Raw genomic sequence first — 23,708 nt, forward strand, 5'->3', positions numbered from 1 at the left:
AACATAATAAAAAGCCGTGATTTATATACTTTTCTTAATTGAAAGTATATAAATACACGGCATTTTGCTACTTTAATAAATTAGCTCTCTAATACAATATGCCCAGTGGCCACCATATAAACAGCAAAAATAGCTAAAATAATCAGTAGGACAACAAAAATATGTTCTTTACCCACAAAGTAAGGTTGGTTTAGTTCTTTCTTTGCTTTTATAAAGAAATACAGACCCGGTAGGTACAGTAGAGAAGCTAATAATAAGTGGCTTAAACCTGAGGCATAAAGTAACCAGATGCCATAAATCGTAGCGCCTAAACCAATAAAGAATAACATACCACGGTTTTTATTTTTGATAGCAAGTTTAAGGGTATACGCAGCCACAAGGAAATAAGGTACTAAAATCATTTCAGAGGCAATAATTAATAAAGAGTTATAGGTGCCACCAGCATAAATAACCACAAATAATGAGATTTGAATACAAATAATAGTAAGGTTCAGAGCCTTAATCGATGTACCAGCACTATTTTCTTTAGCATAAGCTTTTGGAAACATATTATTTTGTGCTGCAAGTAATGGTGCTTCTGTCGCTAATACTGTCCAACTTAAAAATGCACCACTGACCGAAACTAATAAACCACAGCCAATAATAACTGAACCCCATGGGCCAATAACATGTTCCAAAATAAGTGCCATTGATGGATTTTGGAATTTTGCTAGTTCAGGTGTAGAGATGACTCCCATAGACAGTAAAGTAACGAATACATAAATAACAAGGGCTGTTAATAGACCTAGAATCGTTGCTCGACCAATATCACGACGATTACGTGCTCGTGAGGAGACGATAACCGCACCTTCAACACCAATAAACACCCATACAGTAATAAGCATGGTGCTTTTAACTTGATTCAGTAGATCATGCTGGGCACCAAAGTGTAATCCAGTGAAATCAAAAGTGAACGTATGCCATTTAAATGCAATCAAGGTAATAAAGATAAAGAGGACTAATGGGATTAGCTTTGCAACCGTTGTTATTGCATTAATTGTTGCTGCAGTTTGTACGCCACGTCTTACAGAAGCATAGACGAGCCATAATAAAACCGAAGCACCAACAATCGACTGCCAAGTATTACCCATGCCAAAAATAATATGGCCAGGTTTATCAAAAAACATACCAAGAGTACTAAATACAATCACTAAATAGGAAACGTTAGCTAGCATAGCGCTAAGCCAATAACCCCATGCAGAACAAAATCCAACAAAGTCGCCAAAACCTGCTTGTGCGTAGCCAAAGACGCCGCTATTAATATTTGGTTTTAATAATGATAAAATTTGAAAAGACATTGCAAGGAAAATCATGCCAACACCCGTAATGGTCCAGCCAATTATGACGGCAGCCGGACTTGCAACAGCAGCCATATTTTGTGGCAAACTGAATACTCCCGCACCTATCATTGAGCCGATTACAAATGCAGTTAATGCACCAAATCCGAGCTTATTATCCATTCTGAAACCTAGTATTTAAATTTGAATTTCCTTGATTATATGGATTTTCATTATACGTAAAAGCTATTTCTACTATTTTTAATAATTAATTAAGCACGATTTTAAATAAAAATACTTTTTTTGTTTGTATCCCATTATTAACTTTATATAATAATAAGGATACAGCAACTTAATAGCAACATTATAGGTTGTAAAGTGACTTAATGGAATGTTAATTGAGCTTTAACATTTTGATTTAGTACAAACGCTAATGTTTTACTTTGTTTTGCTGCCATTGTAATTATAGAGGTATTAAACGTTTCAATTTCACCCGAAACAATCACTGCAGAACAATTACCCATTTCTAATGCTTTTACCACTAGTAAATGTTTACTTTGGTTTTTTATGTTTTTAAGTAAAAGCACTTTATTTAGATCAATACCGGCATTGATTAATAAGCGCTTATCTAATAATGCATCTTGGCCGATAAACATTATCCAACGGTTTTCTTGATTCGCTTGTTTAAGTAAACGTAAGAAATATGCTAATTGTGCTTGTTGCTGTTCGCTATAGCTGACTTCAATTGAAATAACCCTTGGCGGAGATTGATAAATGTCTGCATGAGAACTCAATGTCGCTTTATAAGCATCAGAAGCTGTAATAGATTCTTGAGTATGCATTAGTGATTTCATAGTACCATCTCCGATAGTGGTTATATATACATGCTGTATGTACATACAGTAGTTTTAATTGAGTTTGGATGCAAGCATTATTTATCGATGTTTGGTTATTGAAGGCATACTTATCAATGGATAATATTTGACATGGGGTTTCTACTAACATGTTGTTAATTAATGAATATATTGCATTACTTTGTATTTTAACGTTGTGATTTTCTAGCGATAATTAGAATTTAATAAAGTTGCATTATAAAAATATGCGGTATCTCACGTTCAATATATACAGTGGTTTTACTGAGTATTTGATGATTTATACAGTACTGTGAATACGATTTTTTCTCAGTACTATTTAATCAAATGAACCAGAAAAAATCACAAATAATGAATTGTTACTGATTCAGCGTTTAACGTATTAAAAATTGTATCAACAACCATGGTATGACAAGTCGAGGTATACCGTGAGCGTTACTTAGGTGTAAATTCATGGGGGTATTATTGGAACCTTTCTTGGCAGTAACAGCAGAGGCCAATGGGTGTATCATTTGTTATTTCAAGTTACGTTTGAGGTTGAAAAACAGAAAGGGGGATGAAAAACTGTTTGCTTATGTTCGTTGTGATAATGAGCGAGCGTTGGCCGTATATCATATGGCCGACATCTTCTTAAGGTTTCAGCCATTTCATGCCAAAAAATATTTAAGATTTTTATACGCTAAAATATACTCGCAAGTTACCGTTAGTTTATGAAAAATAATAATTATGTTTTAGAGAGCGTTGTATTATCTCTAAATAGATATAATAAAAAAAACAATCAAATAAGGTAATACAATGTTAAATAATCCAATGATTTCATTAATGGTTAATTTTGTTGATTTACAATCAGATCAAAATATTTTACCAGCAAGAAAGTATATTACAGGTGATAGCTTATCTTATTTACCTAAAGTGGGTGATGTTTTAGCGGTGGAAATTGATATTAATAGTCAGCTGGCTGTTTCTTTATCTATTAATGATTTACGTTTTTTCAATGATACCCATGAACAACCTCAAGTTCCTGCTAAATGTTACGTTGTAAAACAAATAACAACAAAATTAATGGTCAATGATGCTTGTGATAACGTTGATTATTTATTAGAAGAAGTATCTTTTGTTGAGGCAAGAAAAATGTTCATTAATAAACAGTAAATAAAATAATACTGTTTATTATCAAGAAGGGTTTATAATTTTTGAATTGTAATAATTTGAAATATTCATTAACCAATGAGTAAGTTATTAGAATAGAGCTGACTCATTGGTATTTTCATACAGTAAAAATTATAATCTAAAGAGTTCAACACGAAGGTGGCTTTCATCTTCATATGCAATTACAGATTGAAAATAACCACTTTGATCTATTGCAGCAGAAAATATATCTTTATGTTCAGTGCTGCCAATGAATAAAAGTTGAGTTGATTTGATCATTAGTCCATCATCATCAAAACTAGACGTTAAATCTTCATCAACCACACACACCAATACTTTACCAAAACGAGCATTAAGATTGATATTATGTGCGAGTGAATATTGCACTTGAGTATGCAATTGAGCTTCAACATCTTCAATGAGGTCAACAAAACGATAAAGGTCTGTTGAACTGGTTTGCAAAATTCGCTCTCGATCATTATTAAGTATTGATTCTAAACAGACACCTACTTTTCTACCGCGCAATAACCAACTTTTCGTCGATTTCTTAACCGTACGATATTTATCATTCTTGATGATTTTTTTTAGGTACTGAACAAGTAGATTATTTTGCTCAGTCTGTGTCAGCCGTTTATCAAGCTTTTTAAATTCTAGATGTAGTAGAGCATTAGTACTAATATCGAGTAGTTGTTGAGACTGGTTCATTGGTGTACCGAATTGGAGCGGGTTAGATGATAATATCATACTATTACTGATGTAAGATAATAGATAAATGCGTTAATTGTAAATTATAGAAATTAGCGCAATCATTTGTTTCCTTGAGTGATATTACTCCTTTTACTCTGATTAAGCATACTTTGTTTTTCTAATAAACCTAAGTGACATGTTGCATTTTTATTGGTTTTTTATTTTTGGTTGCTAAAGATAAGGGTTATTTGAGGGTTAAGTAGCAATTAAGAGCCTCAAATAAGGTGTCAATTTCGTCAAAGGTATTGTAATGCATGCACCCAATACGGATAACACCGCCATTATCGATAAGGTTTAATTGTTCACATAAACCTTGAGCATAAAAATGACCATGCCAGACGCAGATATTTTGTTTTCCTAATGCGATAGCAACGTCTGCTGGTTGGATGCCGTTAATACGAATAGCAAAGGTGGGAGTGCGATGTTGCTCATGCAGTAAGCCAAACAATTGCATATTATTATAACGACGTAATTTATTAATAAAGTAGTGGCTTAGTGTTTGTTCATAGGTTTGGTAAGCGTCAAAACTTCGACTTAGATGCTGGCGTAATGACAATGTTTGTGTGTCTAAAGTTCGACTATAAGCGGCTAAATAATCAACGGCAGCAATAAAACCCGCCAAACTTTCAAAATTTTGCGTACCTGTTTCAAACCGTGCCGGTCCATTATTTGGGGCGGGTTCAACTTTATAAGGGCGTAATGATTGAATCCATTGCGGTGCGATATAAGCAATACCAAGGTGAGGCCCAAAGAATTTATAAGCTGAGCAAACTAAAAAGTCACAGTCTAATGCTTGTACATCAATTAATCGGTGTGGTGCGTAATGCACAGCATCCACATACACTTTGGCACCGACGGCATGAGCTGCGGTGATAATGCGTTGCACATCAATAAGTGATCCTGTCACGTTTGAAGCGTACGTTACTGCCACTAACTTAGTACGAGGTGTGAGTAGGGCGTTGAAATGCTCATAATCTAAATCACAGGTAGTTTGGTTGATACGTACTTGATGTACAGTTGCACCTTTATCTTCTGCGGCCTGTTGCCAACTTGAAACATTAGAATAATGATCGAGTGCCGTAACAATTACCTCATCACCTTTCTGCCAATCGCGACTAATCGCTCGACTTAATTGAAAGGTCAGTGTGGTCATATTCGCGCCAAAGATCATGTTGTTTATTGAAGGGGCGTTAACTAATGTTTGCGCCGCATGACGCGCTGTTGCCATTAATGTGGATGTTTCAATGCTAGAGAAAAAAGCGCCACCTAAGTTTGAATTGAAATGACCTAAATAGTGACTCATGGCATTTAAAACTGATTGCGGAACCTGCGATCCACCGGGTCCATCAAATAAACACACTGGGCGGTTATTAATGCGTTGATTGAGTGCTGGAAATAATGATCGAATGGTCATGGGATCAAATGTCATGTTGGATCTCCTTGGTGGTCAATACAAAGACATCCCAATAGCCTTGTTGATGTTTTTTTATTGCTTTAATAGGGTGAGCGTTATGCCACAAGATATTATCAGCCAGAATTGCCATTTCACCGTGTTGTAATGTAGTACATAGAAAAGGCGATGCGGTTTTATCTTTATAAACTAAGAACTCACCACCTTTAATGTTATGACGATCAATCCCAATGACGGCAATATGTTCAAAACCATCTTGATGAATACCCTCTGGTGAAGTCGGTGTTTCGCCATTGAGTACTGCTATACGTATTTGATGAATCTCAATGGGTTGACCATCAGGTAAGGCATTGGCTTGTTGAAACAACTCACACATTTCTAACATGCCATCACAATAAATCAGATCATCATCTAGGGCTTCAAAGTGACGTACGACGTTGCCCTGAAAATGATTAATATCATTAGACTGTACAAAGTCAGTTGGCGGTAAGTGATCTATTCTGCCGTTATGAATACGAACAATAGAATAGCGACGTAAACGGTATTTTCCATCGGCATGGGTGGTTTGAGGTAGATGTTTAAAGGAGGGTGCAAGTTCATTCACTGCATGATCACTAAGTTGCGTTAATTGTAAATTACATATTAGTGGTATGTTCATTTTACCTCTCCTATATGTGTATCACTTACAATTAGGGTTAGCTAAAAAACTGAATATTACAAATTTAATCGACTATTTATTCAATAGAAAATACAAAAATGAAGTATAAATCTATATTTTATGGTTATGTTGAAGTTTTAAGCTGTTTCTTGTGATTAAGGATTAACACCACATACTGCTTTTATAAGGCGTAATAAAGTAGGTAGACGTATTTTATGATGAATAAGAATAATCAACCAATGAATATACATAGTCATTAGTTGATTATTTTTTATAAATAAGGTGATTAAGTTAATATTTTATTTATAACAGAGTTACGTTTGACAAGTATTGGTGAAAAAACACGAGGTATAGTATTTATATTATTATCATTAATTAAATTTAACGCTAATTTTGTGGCTTCTTCAGCCATAAGATAGATCGGATAGCGAATAGTGGTTAATTGTGGACGTACATACCGAGCGATTAAACCGTCATCAAAACCTATTACAGAAAGATTATCGGGTACTTTAACCCCATTATCTTCAAGAATATTAATCGCACCTGCTGCCATATTATCGTTGTAGGTAACAACGGCTGAAATGGGTAATGATTTTGACAGCAAGTTTGTCATTGCTTGTTCACCACCTTCAATATACGGTTCGGTGGTTTCTATGTAACTTTCATTTAGCTCTATATTATAGGCGGCTAGTGCGTCTTTATAACCTTGTAATCGTTGGGTTGCATCTTCTATATCGTGTGATGAGTTGATATAAGCAATATGTGTATGACCGTGACGAAGGAGGTATTCAGTCGCAATATAAGCACCTTTGGTATTATTGAGTGAAATACAACGATTTGCCAGTTCAGGAATATAGCGATTAATTAAAACCAAAGATTTTACTTGTTGTGCATAATCAATGAGAGCTTGATCTGAAAGTCCCTTTGAATGAATAACGAGTGCATCACAGCGGCTGTTTATAAGCAAATTGATGGCTTTTCTTTCATCCTCCGCTCGATGATAACCATTACCAATTAAAAGGTTTTTGCCATTTTGTTGAGCGACAGTGTCAACAGCTTTTACTAATGTACCAAAGAAAGGATCAGAGACATCACCGACCAATACACCCACCGTATTTGTATGATGGCTAGCAAGAGCTCGTGCTGCTAGGTTAGGTTGGTAATTTAAAGTGGTAATTGCAGTCGTTACCGCGAGAACAGAGGCTTTACTTGCTTTAGGTGAGTGGTTTAATACACGTGATACCGTTGCTACAGAGACGCCTGCCTCACGAGCAACATCTTTAATTGTTGCCATAGATGCTCTCAAATTAAATGTCACTATTGTGTGGTTCAATCTTGGTGACAGATAATATTGTCGTTTATTATAAAATGAGTTTGTTATTATAAAGCTATCTTATTACATATCATACTGAATTTTAAAAGATTAACAGAAAAGCATATTGTAAACGAAATCAAAAAAGAAAAAGCACTGCGGCCAGTGCTTTTAGGGAATATGTTGAATTTTAATTATTGAATCTGAATGTGTACCTAATGCACCTATTCCGTAACTGAACTTAGTTTTTAAACTAATAGATTGTGATGACATAGTGTGTAGGGCCTTATTTTATTTTTTATTATTACTCGATATTTAGGTCCTAACTGTGATCTAATACAAATTAGTGGAAGCGGTTACATTGAATATTTCGTTTTGAAATATAACGCACAAAAGCGAGCGTATTTTACTTAGATTACTAGCAAATAATTACGCGTAAATGTAATGTTAAAAGTGAGATAGTTTGAATTTTAGAGTAAATTAATAGAATTATTGAGGTGTAAATTATTCGTAGTGGTATCGGTTACACTTAATTGTTTTGTGATTATCGTTCTCTTAATAACGTTTAAAATTGATACTAATTAAATAACAATAATATTGTATTTTTGAGTGTCTCTTTTAATAGGTAAATAGCGCTATTATGGTATTAATATTTTTGTATGATGAATCTAACTAAGGATAATTTATGAAGATTTTAGCGATACCGGGGAAAATGCCAATTACTGAATCATGGTTATTAAAAATAATATCAGCAACCCAGTGGCGACAGGAAACGGTTGATATGCATCGATTTGTCGCATGGAAGAATGAGCAAGCTTTTAGTGTTGGTAACGAAATAAGTTATCTTCCATCTGGGCATTTTGATGTTGTGATCACCAAATCTATTGGATGTTTAATTACCCTTAAGGCACAAAAGGCCATTACTTGGGATCGGCTAGTATTGATTGGTGTTGCGTGGAGTCTATTTTCAGAGTCAGAACGTGAATTGCTACCTGCACTTGAAAAGAAAAGTCAGCCGGTATTAATTATTCAAGAAAAGCACGATCCTTTTGGATCTTATGCTGAGATTGCCGCAGAGGTTGCAGGTAAACATAATATTCATTGTGTAGAAGTCGGTGGGGATAGGCACCAGTATACGGATACAGAAGCTATTGGTGAGTTAATTAATCATTGGGTCAAAGAAACGGGTACTGTGGCTACATTATAAATTGTGTTTGTTACACATTAAGTAAGTATAAATCTGTTTTTCCTTTGTCATTATTGATCGGGTACTAATATACATTAAGCCTTTTATTGTTAATGACAAAGGATATTGGTATGAATAAAAATATAAACATCGCGATAATTCTTTTTGTTGTTGGGCAGAAGCGCATTAAGCCATAATAAACGAGTGTGGATTGGAAGGTTAAGGTATAAAAAAAGCAGTCTAATTTAGACTGCTTCAGTATTTATATAATACATCTTAAAAAGCTATTTACTTTTTACTGTCGCAATTCGAGAACATACTGGAATATTAGTCGCATCAAGACCTGGCGCTGTATTATGGAAATCAAATTCAAGCTCAACGTCTGGTTTGAAGATTAAGCAATGTGTAGAGCCACCAAAGTGGAACATACCTAGTTCATCACCTTTATCAATATGTTGGCCTTCTTCTACAGTAACAGCACAAGAAGATACTTCAGCCATACCAATAGCAATGAAACACATTAAGCCAATGTTAGGATTGTCTGATTCAATAAAGATCACTGCGCGTGTTGCAACAGCAGTTAAGAAAGGCTGCGAATTATTTGGTGCGCTATCATCAGCGCCATCAGGATTACTAAAGCCTTGGTAGCGATTGCCTAAGTAGTATGAACCGTTAACCATATACGTTTTCTTAACTGTACCACTTACTGGGCTGTTCCAACGGTGGTAGCTTAATGCACTAAGGAATGCTTGATAAACCGTACCACCTACAAATTGCTCTGCTAGTGGGTCAAAAGCCATCATATTTTCTAATGAATAAGGTTGACCTTTAAGCCAGAAATTTGAAGACTTAGCAACATTAGTCACAACTTGCAATGGTGCTGATTCACAGGCGTTAGCAATAACATCATCACCTTCAGCAATAGGTCTTACGCCATCTTTAAATGTACGAGTAAAGAAGTCATCCCATGATTTAAAACCATAGTGTTGATCTGTTGGATCACAGTTAAAGAAATGCTCAAACGGCTTATTATAATTTTCTGAATCACTTGCTTCTGCCTGACAAGCAACCGTGACCATTTCTTTTTGTGCGTTATCACTTAACCAACCAAATACTTTTGGTGTGCGATCTGGATGGTTTTCAATTAATACTGATCGTGATGCTGGAGATGAAAGGTACAAACTCCAGTAAGTAAGAATCTTCTTAAATTGTTGGTTAACAAGTTCGTTAGCAAAGAATGCATAACCTGAATCTGTTGCCATTGGCCAATCAAGTAGCGCATTAATAGGGAAGCCAATTAGACCACAAGGTTCAAGTGCACCTGTTTTAGGATCTAAAAACTCAGTGCACTCGGGAGCTTGCGTCATTATATGGTTAAGAAGAACTAAAAATTCATCAAAGTCGTTAACTTCAGGGGTTTCTAATGGCGTTAATTCTTTGTGGCTTTTCGCTTCACTAAACATATCTTGTGAAAGACGTAATAATGTCGGATCATTTTCAACTAACTCTTTAAAATCTATAATCGGTTGAGCGATTGAGTTAGATGTTAAATGCGTACGTGTTTTTAAATCTTTAATCCAAGCAGCAATATGTGCTTTGTTTTTAGGAAGCCAATTGCCTTTTATTAGAGGGTATGTCTGATTCATAATTCTATACCAAATGAGAAATTAAATTTAAAAACGCTAAAGCATAAACAACATATTTAAAGATATATGTTGCATTTACATTAGCGGTACTAACTATTTAAGTCATTATCTAAAATCTAAAGGTTAAAACTCAAAATTACATAATCAATTATTATAAATAGGTAATTAAATAAGATTTAAATAGTAGTGAGATAAAACATAGACCAAATTAATCATTTAGATCTAATTATTAGTTATATATTTTTTTGGTTAAATAATAGTGATTAAAAAACGACATTTCGTCTGTAATATAAACGTATTTATATTTTGTGGCTGTTATTTACACAAAACGAAGGGTGTTTGTGCTTGATTTGACAGCAGTTATTAAATTGAGTGTTAAGTGTTATGATTTTAAATTGTGATCTGCGTCACGTTTTGTTTTTTAATTTAGGTTCATGTTAATAACACAAACAATAAATAACTTAATAAATTATTGGTGGAAAATATGACTTTAAAAGTAATTGCTAAAGGTTTTGAATTACCTGAATATATGGAAGCTCACATTGAATCTGAGTTTGCTAAATTTGATAAATTCCAAGTGGCTTTTCATAGCCGTAATGTATTTATGAAGCTAGAACCAGGCCGTCAATTTATTGTCGAAATTGCGGTTAAGACTAGTGTTGGTGATATTGAAGCATCAGCTGATGAAAAAGAATTAAGCGAAGCACTAAGCGCAGCATTTGCACGTTTAGAGCGTCAAATTATCAAGAAAAAAGAAAAACCACTAGCTCACCGTTCTGAATCAAACGATCGTGACAAAGAAAATTTTCTTAAAGAAGAAGAAGCTGCCGCAGAAGCTGCTGCTGATGTAGTTATCGCTGAAAACGACAAATAATAGTGTTGGCTTAATAGGGTGCTATAAAGGCACTCTATTAGAGTAATATTAATTGTTAAGCTGATGAGGCCTCGATCAATGTATGTTGATCGAGGCTTTTTTTATGCCGCCTGTTGGCTGGTAACAGTATTTTCTTTTTTTACACACACAAAAATAGCATTACCTGATTGGCCATTCCACGGTACGATTTTATCGTAGCTGTGTTCGAACATGGTGACATCAAAAAATGGCGCTAATAATTGTTGTAATTGAACAAAGTTTATTGCCACCATTGGGTGATTATCACGCCAAGATTGCGTTACATTGTCACTTGTTTTTTCAATATGAAGTTGTAATTGTTGATGCTCACCCTCGCCACTGTAATTCCAGCCTGATTGAAACATAAAATGGCTATCTTCAAATTCAGTTGTGTGGCGTACAAAAGAGCTGTTATCGATTTTATTTTTATCAACGGCATTGAAACAAAAAACGCCATCCTGAGTTAAGGCATTAAATGCACTTTCAATACATTGCATCAATTTTTCAATATTGGCGTTGTAGTGCAATGAATATAAGAAGCAAGTAATTAAATCTAATGGCGCATCAACTGTGAAGTTACACATATCGTGTTGGATAAACGTTGCTTGAGGGCAACGCTGTTGAGCAATGTTCAGCATTGGCTGATTAATATCTAAGCCACTCGCTTGATAACCATAACCCATAAAATGTTCAACATGAGGACCAGTACCACAAGCAAGATCAAGGTAACGAGTGCCTTGATTACCAAATAGCTGGTGGAGTCTGCGGACACAATTACTTTGTTCTTGGTAATCGATATCAGCACACATTAAATCATAGTAGCCAGACAAATCAGTGTATAAAGCGTTATAAGACATTGTTAACCTAATGATTATAAAGAAATTATGTTGGTTATGGTAATCGTACTATTACCAAAGTTGCGCGATATTAGCCTAGCTTTATTATTGCGACAAACAATATTTAGTAAATTAATAAAATTATTGAGATAGATTTCATTTAATACCTTTTTGGTATATGTGTTGATGTTCAATATTAAGCCGTTGAAATAAGCGTCATTTGTAAGATTAATTGGTAGATAAAGGCGTTTATTGATGATGATCGGATAAGCATTGAAAGTGGATAGATTAAATCTAAGTCTAGTGGTTGCTTATTATTGACGGACAAGGATAATAATCGCTTTATAAATAGCGATGTTTCTATGCGTCTTGATAAATTTGTTTGTAAAAGTACGGCATTCACAAAAGCGCAAGCCATTGCTTCTATTACTCAAGGTGATGTTCAGGTTAATGGCACCGTGATCACCGATATTTCGGCTCAAGTTCATGAAAATAATGATGTGACTCTTGTCGGTGAGCAACTTTGTTCACGTCCATTTCGTTATCTATTAATGAATAAACCATCGCAAACAATTTGTTCTAATATTGACGAAGTTTACCCATCGCTATTTAACTATATTGATATAGAACGCCCACAAGAGCTACATATTGTGGGGCGGTTAGACGCAGATACGACAGGATTAGTCCTTATTACTGATGATGGTCGATGGTCGTTTAATATTACCTCTCCTAATAAATTATGCCCTAAAGTGTATCGAGTACACCTTCGTCAGTCCATTGATGTAAGTGCTAAGTATTTGTTTGCTCAAGGAATTAAGTTGCAAGGTGAACCTCAGCTGACTGCACCTGCAATATTAACTATCGTTGATGATAAACAAGTGTTATTAACGATCACTGAAGGTAAATTTCATCAAGTGAAACGTATGTTTGCTAGTATTGGCAATAAAGTAATGGGCTTGCATCGAGAGAGTATTGGATGCGTGACTTTAGATGTTGGTGAGGGCCAATGGCGTTATTTAACGGTTGATGAAATCAAGTCATTAGGCCAATAATAAATATAATTTGTACTGTGATGTATTTGTCTAAGTAGATATCACGGTATATAAAATAAAATGAGGATAAATCGGTGAAAAAAAGTCAATTAGGTTTTCTTGTGGTAGCGGCAACAATGTTATTAGCAGGCTGTAGTGAGGCAACGGTTACAGCATCACCTGTTAAAAATGTTGATACAGTGTCGGTTACATCACCTGATGATATTGATGTGTTTTGTCCAACAGGTATTTGTACCTTTGAATTATCAACGACGGCACCGACTAAAGTCACGGTTACTATGCACTATGACTACACTAAGCTTTACACTAAAATTGAAGGGGTGAGTGTTATTGGTGACGGTGCTAAAAATGCTAAAGTGGTTGATGAAGATCAATTTACTGTTGAACTAACGAAAAAGAATACACCTGTAAAAATTGAAGTAATTGATTTTTATCGTAATTAAATAGATTATTACAAACAATATCATGATGGAAGCAGTCTTTATTCTTTAAGGACTGCATTTTTATATCTGCTTTTTTTCTATTATTCATTGTTTAATAACGTTTTTCTTTTTTTATGATTAGATATCATTTCTTTGTTTAGTACCGGTATTGCTCTTTTATCCTTGATAAGGTGTTTGATAGCCATAATAGGATGTTTAATTAGCATTTTGGGGCCAGAATAACGCATGATTGTCTGTGACTTTATCTTTTGTTGTGGTTTATAACAATGAATAGGGCACTGTTTACAGCTGGGTTTATCTTTACCATAAGGGCATCGATCGAGACGTTGTTTTACATAGATCCTAAATTGCTCACAGTCATCACAGCGTTGAAATTTGTTATTATTGATTTGATGATGTTTTAAGCAATAAAGATCGATCATTGCCGTTATAGTCCTAAATTCATCATTAAGTTGACCAAATAGGTGAAAGTCGTCTTTTTTATCCATGTATTGTTACCTGTTAGAAGTTAAAGGAATTATTCTAACGCTTACAAAGATGTATTTTAAATAAAACTTTTCAAAAGAGTAAAAATAAATAGAAATACGATTTTTTGTGGTAATAAGTGTTAATAATGTTATTAGAGTGAAAAATTTAATGATTAAACACAAGAAACATGCGGAGATGGCTTGATTTAACGGGAGTTGAGCAGTAGTATCCACGCCTCGATTTTTATGGTGGTGTATATGAGCAGATTTGAGTGCCTTGAAAGAATTGTCGACGAATATCGTAAGAAAGTTCGTGACGCAGAGTTTAACCGTCAGAACGATAGCGAAGTGGCTAAAGTTCTAGTTTTATTAGTCGGTAACTCAATGTTCAGTCTGGCTGATGAATTTGCTGATTGGGTTAATCGTGGCGGTGATCGTAGCTATGGCGGTAAGTTTTTTGTTTCTAAGCAACTAATGACGTTGTTAGAGCCAGTAACTTTCCGTGGCGTAACGGTTCGTCGTGATTCGATTAAACTATTCAGAATTTCATAACCTGAGTGGCTTCCAATCGTTATTCAATGACTCTCCGATAGAAAAATTGAAAAACAGATTTTTGATCTAGCTATCAGCGTGGTCAATAAAAAGGGGATGCTATGGCATCCCTTTTTTGTTGATTATTATAAAGTGACATGTTCACCTGCATTACCTTGTTTATCTTCTCTTCCTGCACTTTCGATTTTTCCTATTCCTGCTGTTTTCCTGTTTCTTCTGTACTTAACCCTTGAGTCTCAATAGCGACTTATGGTCAACTAGCATCAAATAAAAAATATATAAAGAAAGAAGGTAATACATGGACGCTGAATTTTGGCATAGCCGTTGGACTGAAGATCGTATCGGGTTTCATTTAACCGATGTTAATCCATTATTAATAAAACACTGGTCACTGGTTAATGCTCAACGTGATGATCGCGTGTTAGTACCAATGTGTGGCAAATCAGAAGACTTAGTTTGGCTTGCGGCGCGTCATAATGATGTGGTTGGGATTGAACTGAGTGATATTGCTGTAAAAGCTTTTTTTGCTGAGAATCTTTACACGCCATTAGTCACCGGGATCGGCTGTGAGCATGTGTATTCATTTGATGAGATCACAATTTATCAAGGGGACTATTTTACCGTTCCTGTTGCACCGGTTGATGTGGTGTATGATCGTGCGGCCTTAGTTGCGATGCCACAATCAATGCGTGAACGTTATGTTGAGCGTTTATTGCAGTTGATTAAACCCGGTGGGCGTATTTTATTAGTGACCTTAGATTACCCTCAATCACAAATGGACGGACCTCCATTCTCAGTGCCTAAGGCTGAAATAGAAGCGTTATTCAGTGGTTGTAAGATCACCCATTTAGAACGTGATGAAGCTGATGCAACCCATCCTCGTCGTCAGCGTGGTGTCGAGCGTTTCGCTGAAGAAGTATGGCTAATTGACGTTTAATAAACTCACAATAGCGTAGCTGAAAAAACAAAGGCGTCTATGTGACGCCTTTATTGTCTTTATTGCGCCGCTAAGGCTACAGAATGACGTTAACATCTGCTGCCGTAGCAATGGCATCCGTAACAGCTGTGTCAATGTCATTACGGCGTGTAAGCGCAACCCCAAGACGACGGCGACCATTGATTTCAGGTTTGCCAAACAGTCTTATTTGCGTTTGTGGACGAGATAACGCAGCGGTTAAATTATCAAATCGAATATTGGTAGAAATACCTTCAGCAAGAATAACCGCAGAAGCTGATGCACCATACTGTGTAATCGTGGTAATGGGCATGCCTAAAAAGGCACGGACATGCAATGCAAATTCAGATAACTCTTGAGAGATCAGGGTTACCATTCCTGTATCGTGTGGGCGAGGGGATACTTCGCTAAACAGCACTGTATCGCCTTTAACGAACAATTCCACCCCAAATAGACCATAACCGCCTAATTCGTTTACAACCTTCTTAGCAACGTTCTCAGCCGCTTTTAAGGCTGCCTTTGACATTTGCTGTGGTTGCCACGACTCGCGGTAGTCGCCATTCTCTTGACGATGACCAATTGGCGCACAGAAATGCACACCATCAACCGCGCGTACTGTCAGTAGCGTGATTTCATAATCAAAATCGACAAAGCCTTCAACAATCACACGACCTGCGCCTGCACGTCCACCTTCTTGTGCGTATTGCCATGCTGATTCAATGTCTGCGGCAGTTTTAATCACGCTTTGACCTTTGCCTGATGAACTCATGATCGGCTTTACAACACACGGCATGCCAATGCGATGCACTGAGGCTTCAAAATCGGCATATTGATCAGAAAATTCATAAGGCGAGGTTGGAATGGCTAAGGTTTCAGCTGCAAGACGACGAATACCTTCACGGTTCATGGTCAGTTTAGTCGCGTTAGCGGTGGGTACAACATTGACACCTTGGCTTTCAAGTTCAACTAAAGTATCTGTCGCAATTGCTTCAATTTCAGGTACAACAAAGTGGGGTTGTTCAAGGGCAATAATACGTTTAAGTGCATCACCATCTAACATATCAATCACATGGCTACGATGTGCTACCTGCATTGCTGGCGCATTCTCATAACGATCAACAGCAATCACTTCAAGCCCAAGACGCTGACACTCAATAGCAACTTCTTTACCTAGCTCACCAGAGCCAAGCAGTAATACACGGGTTGCATCAGAACAAGTAGCGGTACCAAACATTGAAATTCCTTACGATTTGTCATTAAAGGTGAAATCTGTCGCTAATAATACCTTATTTTAATGTTTGCGCAATCGTTTGCTTTTGGAGGGTATTTGATAGAAAGATCATAATTGAAGAACGTGAAGCGAAAAAAAACCGCTTATCATAAGCGGTTTTAATGTGGTTATTTTTTACGATTTTCCCAATGGGTAATAAAAGCAACGGAGAGAATAATAATCCCAGCACCAAGCCATAATCGTCCGGGTGGTGCCCAGCCAAAGACTAACCATCCACCTAATACGTTTAAAGGTAATTTAGCATGATCAAAAGGTTGGACAAAAGAAGCATCAGCCACGGCATAGGCTTTAGCGATTGCCCATTGTGCTAACCCAGTTAATAAACCTGCCAGAATTAATAACCACCAGCCCAAACCGATTGTTGGCATGGTAAAATCAGGAGCAGCTAAAATAAGATTGAAAGGCGTCATTAAAATAAGTAGATACATCACGATGGTTGTGGGTGATTCATGGCTAGATTGTTTTTTCACCATCAATGAATAAGCTGCCCAGAAAAAGGCTGCACCTACAGGCAATAATGTCGCGATGTTAAAATCTTCAGACCATGGCTCAAGAATAATCATTGCACCAACAAAACCACCTAACGTTGCTAACCAACGCGCTTTACCGACAGTTTCTTTAAGAATGAGCCCTGAACCAATGGTTGCAAACAGCGGGGAAATCATCAGTAATGCAATACCTTGCCAAATAGGAACAGGGTAGGCTAATGCCCATAACCATAACTGAATACCAATAACTGCAAAAAACACCCGTAAGCAGTGTAACCAAAAATGATTAGTTTTAAGTGATTGACGAATGCCTAACTTGCGTAGCCAAGGCAGCATTGCGATCAATGCAATAAAGTATTGGATCAACGCCACAGAGGTGGAAGGAACATGCATTTTGATACTAAGGTACTGAGCTAAGCTATTTACTACGGCAAACGCGAGCCCGGCAGTTAGCATCCATGCTGCGCCTCGCAGAGGATTATGTGTTTGAGACATTGTCATTGGCTTCTAATAATTAGGTGGCAAGATGATACGCTTTTGGTGTTTGATAGCCAACATTGATCAAGTTTAGATAACAAAAAACCGCCACTTAGGCGGTCTCTTCAATCTTTTTAAATCAATTGCAGACTTAATAAGCAACATACGTTAATTGTATATCGGGATTAAGTGCATCTAACAATGCTTGTGTACGCGCTAATTGACTAATTTTACTTTCAGCACTTTCTACCAGTGCCGCTTCTGCAATTTCAGATAATGAATAGTTAGACATATTCATATTAATTAATGCAACTTGCAGAGGCGGTAAGCTTGGGTTGAATGCCGCATTTTCTGCATACATTCCTTCAAAGATACGACCATCTTGTGCTTTTAATGCCACACCACTGAAATTCTTTGAGTAAGGTGCATGTGAACGGTTGGCTGCATTACACGCGCTAATCGCAAGTTCTGAATTTTCTTCAATACGAATACCATTATTCAAATCACTTAATAGACCATCTTTAACCCCTAAATCTAGCGGGCCGAAAGAATCAGGTAGGTATTGTTGCAGCGTCATTGGTTCACGTTGTGGCAGTTGGATGATCATGTCGTTAGCAGAGGTTAATTCATTCATAAACTGACGGCAGTGACCACAAGGGCTGTAGTTAATAGTGACATCTTTAATGCCCACTTCGCCCTTGATCCATGCGTGGCTAATAGCCGATTGCTCAGCATGAATAGTACAAGCCATGCTTGCGTTTTCAAATTCCATATTAGCGCCAAAATATAAGCGGCCAGATGTGCCACGTACAATTGCACCAACATAGAAATTAGAAATAGGGACTACAGCATAGGAAGCAGCAAGAGGAAGGAGGGCCAAGCGAAGTTCAGTATCAGTCATGTGCGTTGTTGATAATAAACATTCAAATTGCTCAGGACTGATAGTCGAATCGAAATCTGAAGCTTCAATAATAGGCTTTAAAGCTGACGCCAATTCAGCAGGTAATAAGCTTAATGCTTTTATAACACGTGCGTACATTGGGTGTTACTCCTTCATTGTTTATGGCAAAACATTCTATGTGAATCACCGTACGCTGAGAGTGATCTTGATCACATTATTTACTTTGCTATTACACCTATTACATTATTGAGAGTGGCGTCACACTTGTTTCTGTAATTAACAAGACATTATTTCAATGACTTGTTGAAATTTGATTATTTTGATTACTTTATGTTCGATTACGTGTTGCGCTACGAAGCATGACCAAACAAGTGTAAAAGCAAAGGGAACATCAGCGGGGCTAATAGGGTTGTCATAATGCCGCAAATAACCAAGGCTAACGAACTAAATGCCCCTTCTTGATAGTTTTCTTCTACAGCTTTGGCTGTGCCTAATGCATGTGAAACCGTACCAATCGATAAGCCTTTTGCTAATGGGTGTTTTACACGGAATAGCTTCATGATCGGATAACCTAATACCGCGCCAAATAACCCGACAATAATCACCATTGCAGAAGTGATCGCAGGAATACCACCAATTTGTTGAGAAGCCGCCATTGCAAGGGGCGTAGTGATAGATTTAGGTAAAATACTTGCCGCAAGTTGAGCATCCGCACCCATTGAAAAAGCAATCGCAGTACCAAAGGTCATTGATAACACGCTGCCAACAAAACATGAGGTTAAAATGGTTTTCCACTTACTACGAATAAGTCCAATTTGTTGATATAACGGGAAAGCTAATGCAACAACGGCCGGGCCTAACAAATAGTTGATCACTTCATTTTGAGCAAAATAAGTTTGGTAAGGCACTTCCAGCCATTTTAGTGCCAGAATCATGATAATAAGGGTGATCAAAAGAGGGTTGAAAAAAGGGTTTTTAATTTTCATCGCTAAATAACGTGCAGAATAAAAACAGACTAAAGTTGCCACTAGCCAAATCATGAATTTTTCTCCTTATGGTGTACTGCTAACCCGATTACAATTAATACAATAGTGGTGCTACCAAGAGTACTTGCAAAAATAATAGCGGCATTATTTTCAATGATGCCTAAGTAATTCATTAAACCGACACCCACGGGAACAAATAACAGTGCCATATGTTTAATTAATAGATTACAGGTACTTTCAACCCATTCAGCACGACAAATTCCAGTAACCAGGCCGATAAAGAGGATAAATAAACCAATAATACTGCCAGGAACCGGTAATCCAGAAAAATGCTGAATGCCTTGCCCTAAAAAGAAACAAGCCATGACGATGGCAAATGAGCGGATGTAATTCATGTGTAGAATAACTCTTAAATGTTTTATTCATCATACAAATTAGCATGACAATTGTCACACTAATTTTTTAATATTAACGGACTATATGAGTTTTCGTTGATAAAACAAGCGATAATGTTAATTAATCGTAAATACATACAAGCTTATTAGTAGTATGAATGTAATGACTATTGTTGTAAAAATAGTTGCATAATTAGTCTTTATCACTAATGAGAATGGTTTTCTGGTGTGCTTTTTTGCGATGTTTGACCATGATGGCGTTTTTTTTAATACCGAGGTTTCATTGCGTACTGCTGCGGTATTGGGTAATGACACGCGAAAGCCATAACTAGGGATAATATAGATAGGTATAGCCATTTTTCCATGACGAAATAATTTTTTAGACAGTGATAATAATAGAATATTGAGATCATAATGATGATCACCGCTATCTTCGAATGCATTGGGGTAGATAAAGGTATAACGGTACACCGACTCAATACTGACAACTTCACCAGCAAGATGACAAAGAGAGGCTAAAAAACGGGATTCGTCATCAGTTAATAGTATTTGTTGATTATCATGCCATCGAAGTAGCCTATCTTCAGGAATAAAATCAATACCTTCAAAGCGATAACATTTTATTGCCGTTTTCGTTGTCATTATTCCACCCATTTGTAAACGCCTCGAACACAACCTCACTCGATAGCATTAAGTGTTGACGTAATTGCGACAATCATCAAATAACAGGTCTTATTAATAATAAAAAAGCCCATCACATGATTATTATGATGAGCTTATTGTGTTTTTAAATGTGTAACACCATGAATTACATTAACTTATTAATATAGTCATATAACGACTTCATGATCTTCATTTTATTTTCATTGGATTGGCAATCGAGCGCAGCTGCTTCAAAGCTCTCCATGTACTTAGTCATGTTCTGTTCAAAGAAATCTTGGCAATGATGCTTCCAACGCTGCTGTTCTTGATAGGTAAGCGTTAATGGGTAATTTCGTGCACGATAGCGGAACAACAGCGGTTTAATACGTTCATCTTCAACATTGATTTCTAATGTTGCCAGTGCATCAACCTCAGTTTCTCGAATAATATCCATCGTAGAACGATCAGCGGTTGAGAAGAAGCCATCGTAAAGCATGGTATCAACGTTATCACTATTGGCGTATTCACGTTTAACACTGAACATTTCAAGCAACTTCGCACGAACTTCAGGGTGCTGTTTTAATAATGCTAAATGTTTAAGACATAACTCACGATCAATCCCCAATCGGGCTGCATCTTCTGCTTTAAGCGTTTTCGCAGGCGCAAGCACAGGGCACTTATTTAAATGCACTTCTTTAATCGGGACTGGTAATTCATCAGGACCAAGATCGATACGCTTAGTGTATAAACGCTCACGCAGTTGATCAGCATTCATCTCAATCAATGGGGTTGGATCTTGGGCAAGGTTAACGCAGATCACCGTATTTTGATTATCGGGATGCCACGCCATCGGCACGATCCAACTGGTATTGCCACATTCAGTGCCAAACATACCGGATACATGCACAATCGGGGTTAGATCTACAATATCGATCAGATCTTGTAATTTACGCTTATGACGCAACTCAAACAGGTAATCAAACAGCTTAGGTTGGTTTTGCTTTAAAATCTTCGCCAGCTCAATTGTGGCATAGACATCAGCCATGGCATCATGGGCATTCGCGTGTTCAATACCATTGGCGATAGAGAGCTTCTCAAGCTTAAAGCTAGGACGACCTTCATCATCTGTCGGCCAGTTAATGCCATCAGGACGCAATGCATAACATGTACGCATAATATCGAGTAAATCCCAACGAGAGTTGCCGTTTTGCCACGCCCAGCCATAAGGGTCATAAAAGTTACGGTATAACGTATAACGGGTAACTTCATCATCAAAGCGCACGTTGTTATAACCAATTACACAGGTATTTGGCTTTGATAACTCAGCATGAATTTGCGCAATAAACTCAGGCTCTGATAAACCTTTCTCCATCGCTTCTTGTGGTGTAATACCCGTAATCAAACAGGCTTCAGGTGACGGTAAGTAATCGGCTGGTGGCTTACAATAGATCACCAAAGGCTCACCGATGATGTTCATCTCCATATCGGTACGCACCCCTGCAAATTGGCAAGGGCGATCATTCGCTGGACTGGCACCAAAGGTTTCGTAATCAATCCAGTATAGTGTTGGCTCATTTTTCTTGTTCATAGTATTTTCCAGAAGCCATGTGTGTTGTATTAAGTAATTGTTATAACTATGGCTTTTCGTGATATACTGTGTGTATATACAGTAGTTAATTCCAATTGAATTCAGCGTGGGATTTGCATTTGTGTCCTAATGTGTGTCCCTAAATCTGAGCCTGTGTCCTAATTTAAAGGAATAGCGTAATGAGCCTGACAGACCGACAACTTAATCTTATATCAAAGCAAGACGCTTATGACGGTAAAGCTGAAATTAGTGATGGTGAAGGGCTCGTTGTCCGCATTACACCGCAAGCTAAAATCTATTTTGATTACCGTTGCCGCTTTAATAAAAAAAGCCTAAGAATTCGTATAGGTAAGTATCCCGTAACTAGCCTTAAAGAGGCAAGGCGAAAGCATAAATTAATGATGGAATTGAGAGAATCTGGTCGAAATCCCAACATTGCTTTAACGGGCGAGCTTGAATTTATCACTTTAGATGATTGTGTAGCGTACTGGCTTAAACATTATGTCCCTCAATTAAAAGCGGGTACTCAGGCTCTTTATCGCTCTTTTGCTAAGAATTATCTTATTGGTGCGTTCCCTGAACGTAACGTAGAAACGATACCAGCTAGAGAATGGATGCAGTGGTTAGATACCATTAGCCTTGATAAACCCAAAACCGCTAATTCACTATTCACCAAGCTAAGAGCCTGTTTAAACTTTTGTAAGAGCAAGTTCATTATTGAAAAAACCGACTTAGACCGTATTAAAAGACAACACGTAGGTAAAGCACCAGAAGTCGGTACTCGAGTGCCAACGTTTTCAGAACTCAGCATGATTTGGTTGGCCATCGAACGCAGCCGCGCTAGCTCATCTAATAAAGCGTTGCATCAGTTAACCATGTTGTGGGGCAGTCGTTTATCAGAATTACGCCTTGCGCGTCGTAGCCACTTTGATATGGAAGCGGGTATATGGACGGTACCGAAAGAACTTAGTAAAACTAATACACCAATAAGACGCCCAATTCCAACTAAAGCAAGGGCGATATTAGAGCGAGTAATGGCTACTTATGATGATGTGCTTTTCCCAGGTGGTGATCTTGATAAGCCTATAACCATTTCAGCGGCTAACCGTTATATCCGCCGTATAAGGGATGGGTTACCCATTGAAGATTGGCGTACTCATGATTTTAGACGTTCACTATCTACCGGAGCATCAGAGCTTGGTGTAATGCCACATGTGGTTGAAAAGATGTTAGGCCACGAGCTAGGTGGAGTATTAGCGGTTTATAACAAACATGATTGGTTGAAAGACCAGTTAGAAGGGTATGAACTGTATGCTGAAAAGCTAGATAGTTATTTGAAGTAGGTTTTTTGGTTATTTACTTTTAATTTTCAGTGTTGTTTATGTTGAGGGAAGTGTAATATATATTACAAATATAATTTTTTTTATGACCTATGGTAAAGTTTAT

The 23,708-nt window shown here is 37.0% G+C and carries 24 protein-coding genes and 1 pseudogene; 9 read left to right on the top strand and 16 right to left on the bottom strand.

The window, feature by feature from the left end; translation table 11 throughout:
- Positions 1-80: 80 nt before the first annotated feature.
- The gene (locus GLP24_RS04560) at positions 81-1,499 is read right to left on the bottom strand and encodes a basic amino acid/polyamine antiporter (RefSeq protein WP_232615588.1); all 1,419 of its coding nucleotides are present in this window, start codon (positions 1,497-1,499) and stop codon (positions 81-83) included.
- A 200-nt stretch (positions 1,500-1,699) separates the two neighbouring features.
- Positions 1,700-2,170, bottom strand: a complete 471-nt coding sequence (locus GLP24_RS04565; RefSeq protein ID WP_232577872.1) for a cell division inhibitor SulA — start codon at positions 2,168-2,170, stop codon at positions 1,700-1,702.
- A 470-nt stretch (positions 2,171-2,640) separates the two neighbouring features.
- On the opposite strand from GLP24_RS04565, the pseudogene GLP24_RS04570 reads away from it, so the two are divergent.
- Positions 2,641-2,800, top strand: a pseudogene (locus GLP24_RS04570) (GNAT family N-acetyltransferase); the annotation flags it as partial.
- 183 nt (positions 2,801-2,983) lie between these two features.
- A complete protein-coding gene (locus GLP24_RS04575) occupies positions 2,984-3,340 on the top strand; it encodes a hypothetical protein (RefSeq protein WP_101768390.1) in 357 nt (118 codons plus the stop codon).
- A 129-nt stretch (positions 3,341-3,469) separates the two neighbouring features.
- On the opposite strand, the gene GLP24_RS04580 is transcribed toward GLP24_RS04575, so the two are convergent.
- The 4 genes from GLP24_RS04580 to GLP24_RS04595 all read right to left on the bottom strand — a co-directional run bounded on the left by GLP24_RS04580 (position 3,470) and on the right by GLP24_RS04595 (position 7,447).
- Positions 3,470-4,042, bottom strand: a complete 573-nt coding sequence (locus GLP24_RS04580; RefSeq protein ID WP_101768389.1) for a DUF2913 family protein — start codon at positions 4,040-4,042, stop codon at positions 3,470-3,472.
- Positions 4,043-4,268: 226 nt separating this feature from the next.
- A complete protein-coding gene (locus tag GLP24_RS04585) occupies positions 4,269-5,513 on the bottom strand; it encodes a cysteine desulfurase-like protein (protein WP_232615589.1) in 1,245 nt (414 codons plus the stop codon).
- On the bottom strand, positions 5,503-6,153 hold the full coding sequence (locus GLP24_RS04590; protein ID WP_232615590.1) for a 2OG-Fe dioxygenase family protein: 651 nt from the start codon (positions 6,151-6,153) through the stop codon (positions 5,503-5,505). Before GLP24_RS04590 ends, GLP24_RS04585 begins: the two co-directional genes overlap by 11 nt.
- Before the next feature lie 286 nt (positions 6,154-6,439).
- Positions 6,440-7,447 carry a substrate-binding domain-containing protein gene (locus GLP24_RS04595; protein WP_232615591.1) on the bottom strand — a complete coding sequence of 336 codons (1,008 nt, stop codon included), beginning with the start codon at positions 7,445-7,447 and terminating at the stop codon, positions 6,440-6,442.
- A gap of 703 nt (positions 7,448-8,150) precedes the next feature.
- Between GLP24_RS04595 and GLP24_RS04600 the strand changes: the two genes are divergently transcribed.
- On the top strand, positions 8,151-8,672 hold the full coding sequence (locus GLP24_RS04600; RefSeq protein ID WP_232615592.1) for a hypothetical protein: 522 nt from the start codon (positions 8,151-8,153) through the stop codon (positions 8,670-8,672).
- 263 nt (positions 8,673-8,935) lie between these two features.
- On the opposite strand, the gene GLP24_RS04605 is transcribed toward GLP24_RS04600, so the two are convergent.
- Positions 8,936-10,297 (bottom strand): phosphatidylserine decarboxylase family protein, encoded by a 1,362-nt coding sequence (locus GLP24_RS04605; RefSeq protein ID WP_232615593.1) that lies wholly within the window; start codon positions 10,295-10,297, stop codon positions 8,936-8,938.
- Positions 10,298-10,781: 484 nt separating this feature from the next.
- On the opposite strand from GLP24_RS04605, the gene hpf reads away from it, so the two are divergent.
- Positions 10,782-11,171, top strand: a complete 390-nt coding sequence (gene hpf, locus GLP24_RS04610; protein WP_101768383.1) for a ribosome hibernation-promoting factor, HPF/YfiA family — start codon at positions 10,782-10,784, stop codon at positions 11,169-11,171.
- Positions 11,172-11,272: 101 nt separating this feature from the next.
- Here the strand turns inward: hpf and GLP24_RS04615 are convergent, their stop codons facing one another.
- Positions 11,273-12,046 carry a class I SAM-dependent DNA methyltransferase gene (locus tag GLP24_RS04615; RefSeq protein ID WP_221944959.1) on the bottom strand — a complete coding sequence of 258 codons (774 nt, stop codon included), beginning with the start codon at positions 12,044-12,046 and terminating at the stop codon, positions 11,273-11,275.
- A 341-nt stretch (positions 12,047-12,387) separates the two neighbouring features.
- Here GLP24_RS04615 and GLP24_RS04620 point away from each other — a divergent pair, with 341 nt between their 5' ends.
- Both GLP24_RS04620 and GLP24_RS04625 read left to right on the top strand, forming a co-directional pair.
- Positions 12,388-13,077, top strand: coding sequence for a pseudouridine synthase (locus GLP24_RS04620; protein WP_232615594.1), 690 nt, complete (start codon positions 12,388-12,390; stop codon positions 13,075-13,077).
- Positions 13,078-13,151: 74 nt separating this feature from the next.
- Positions 13,152-13,520 (top strand): spore gernimation protein, encoded by a 369-nt coding sequence (locus GLP24_RS04625; protein ID WP_152652637.1) that lies wholly within the window; start codon positions 13,152-13,154, stop codon positions 13,518-13,520.
- Positions 13,521-13,600: 80 nt separating this feature from the next.
- Here the strand turns inward: GLP24_RS04625 and GLP24_RS04630 are convergent, their stop codons facing one another.
- Entirely contained in the window at positions 13,601-14,008 is a 408-nt protein-coding gene (locus GLP24_RS04630; RefSeq protein WP_232615595.1) for a nitrous oxide-stimulated promoter family protein, read from the bottom strand.
- A gap of 237 nt (positions 14,009-14,245) precedes the next feature.
- Here GLP24_RS04630 and GLP24_RS04635 point away from each other — a divergent pair, with 237 nt between their 5' ends.
- The gene (locus GLP24_RS04635; RefSeq protein WP_005367981.1) at positions 14,246-14,539 is read left to right on the top strand and encodes a hypothetical protein; all 294 of its coding nucleotides are present in this window, start codon (positions 14,246-14,248) and stop codon (positions 14,537-14,539) included.
- A gap of 298 nt (positions 14,540-14,837) precedes the next feature.
- Complete coding sequence (locus GLP24_RS04640; protein ID WP_232615596.1) at positions 14,838-15,476, top strand: thiopurine S-methyltransferase; 639 nt, start codon at positions 14,838-14,840, stop codon at positions 15,474-15,476.
- A 76-nt stretch (positions 15,477-15,552) separates the two neighbouring features.
- Here GLP24_RS04640 and purT read toward each other — a convergent pair whose 3' ends face one another.
- From purT to sbcB, 7 genes are all read right to left on the bottom strand, one after another.
- Positions 15,553-16,728, bottom strand: coding sequence for a formate-dependent phosphoribosylglycinamide formyltransferase (gene purT, locus GLP24_RS04645; protein ID WP_232615597.1), 1,176 nt, complete (start codon positions 16,726-16,728; stop codon positions 15,553-15,555).
- A gap of 164 nt (positions 16,729-16,892) precedes the next feature.
- Positions 16,893-17,768 (bottom strand): DMT family transporter, encoded by an 876-nt coding sequence (locus tag GLP24_RS04650; RefSeq protein ID WP_101768376.1) that lies wholly within the window; start codon positions 17,766-17,768, stop codon positions 16,893-16,895.
- Between the two features lie 133 nt (positions 17,769-17,901).
- On the bottom strand, positions 17,902-18,789 hold the full coding sequence (gene cdd / locus GLP24_RS04655; RefSeq protein WP_232575545.1) for a cytidine deaminase: 888 nt from the start codon (positions 18,787-18,789) through the stop codon (positions 17,902-17,904).
- 212 nt (positions 18,790-19,001) lie between these two features.
- Positions 19,002-19,691, bottom strand: a complete 690-nt coding sequence (locus GLP24_RS04660) for a CidB/LrgB family autolysis modulator (protein WP_152652642.1) — start codon at positions 19,689-19,691, stop codon at positions 19,002-19,004.
- On the bottom strand, positions 19,688-20,032 hold the full coding sequence (locus GLP24_RS04665) for a CidA/LrgA family protein (RefSeq protein WP_101768373.1): 345 nt from the start codon (positions 20,030-20,032) through the stop codon (positions 19,688-19,690). The genes GLP24_RS04660 and GLP24_RS04665 overlap by 4 nt, the downstream gene beginning before the upstream one ends.
- Before the next feature lie 117 nt (positions 20,033-20,149).
- Positions 20,150-20,674 carry a hypothetical protein gene (locus GLP24_RS04670; protein WP_232615598.1) on the bottom strand — a complete coding sequence of 175 codons (525 nt, stop codon included), beginning with the start codon at positions 20,672-20,674 and terminating at the stop codon, positions 20,150-20,152.
- A 166-nt stretch (positions 20,675-20,840) separates the two neighbouring features.
- On the bottom strand, positions 20,841-22,262 hold the full coding sequence (gene sbcB / locus GLP24_RS04675; protein WP_232615599.1) for an exodeoxyribonuclease I: 1,422 nt from the start codon (positions 22,260-22,262) through the stop codon (positions 20,841-20,843).
- A gap of 179 nt (positions 22,263-22,441) precedes the next feature.
- On the opposite strand from sbcB, the gene GLP24_RS04680 reads away from it, so the two are divergent.
- Positions 22,442-23,605, top strand: a complete 1,164-nt coding sequence (locus GLP24_RS04680) for a tyrosine-type recombinase/integrase (protein WP_232575548.1) — start codon at positions 22,442-22,444, stop codon at positions 23,603-23,605.
- Positions 23,606-23,708 lie beyond the last annotated feature (103 nt).

The sequence above is a fragment of the Photobacterium carnosum genome (assembly GCF_021236965.1).
Classification (GTDB): Bacteria; Pseudomonadota; Gammaproteobacteria; order Enterobacterales; family Vibrionaceae; genus Photobacterium; species Photobacterium carnosum.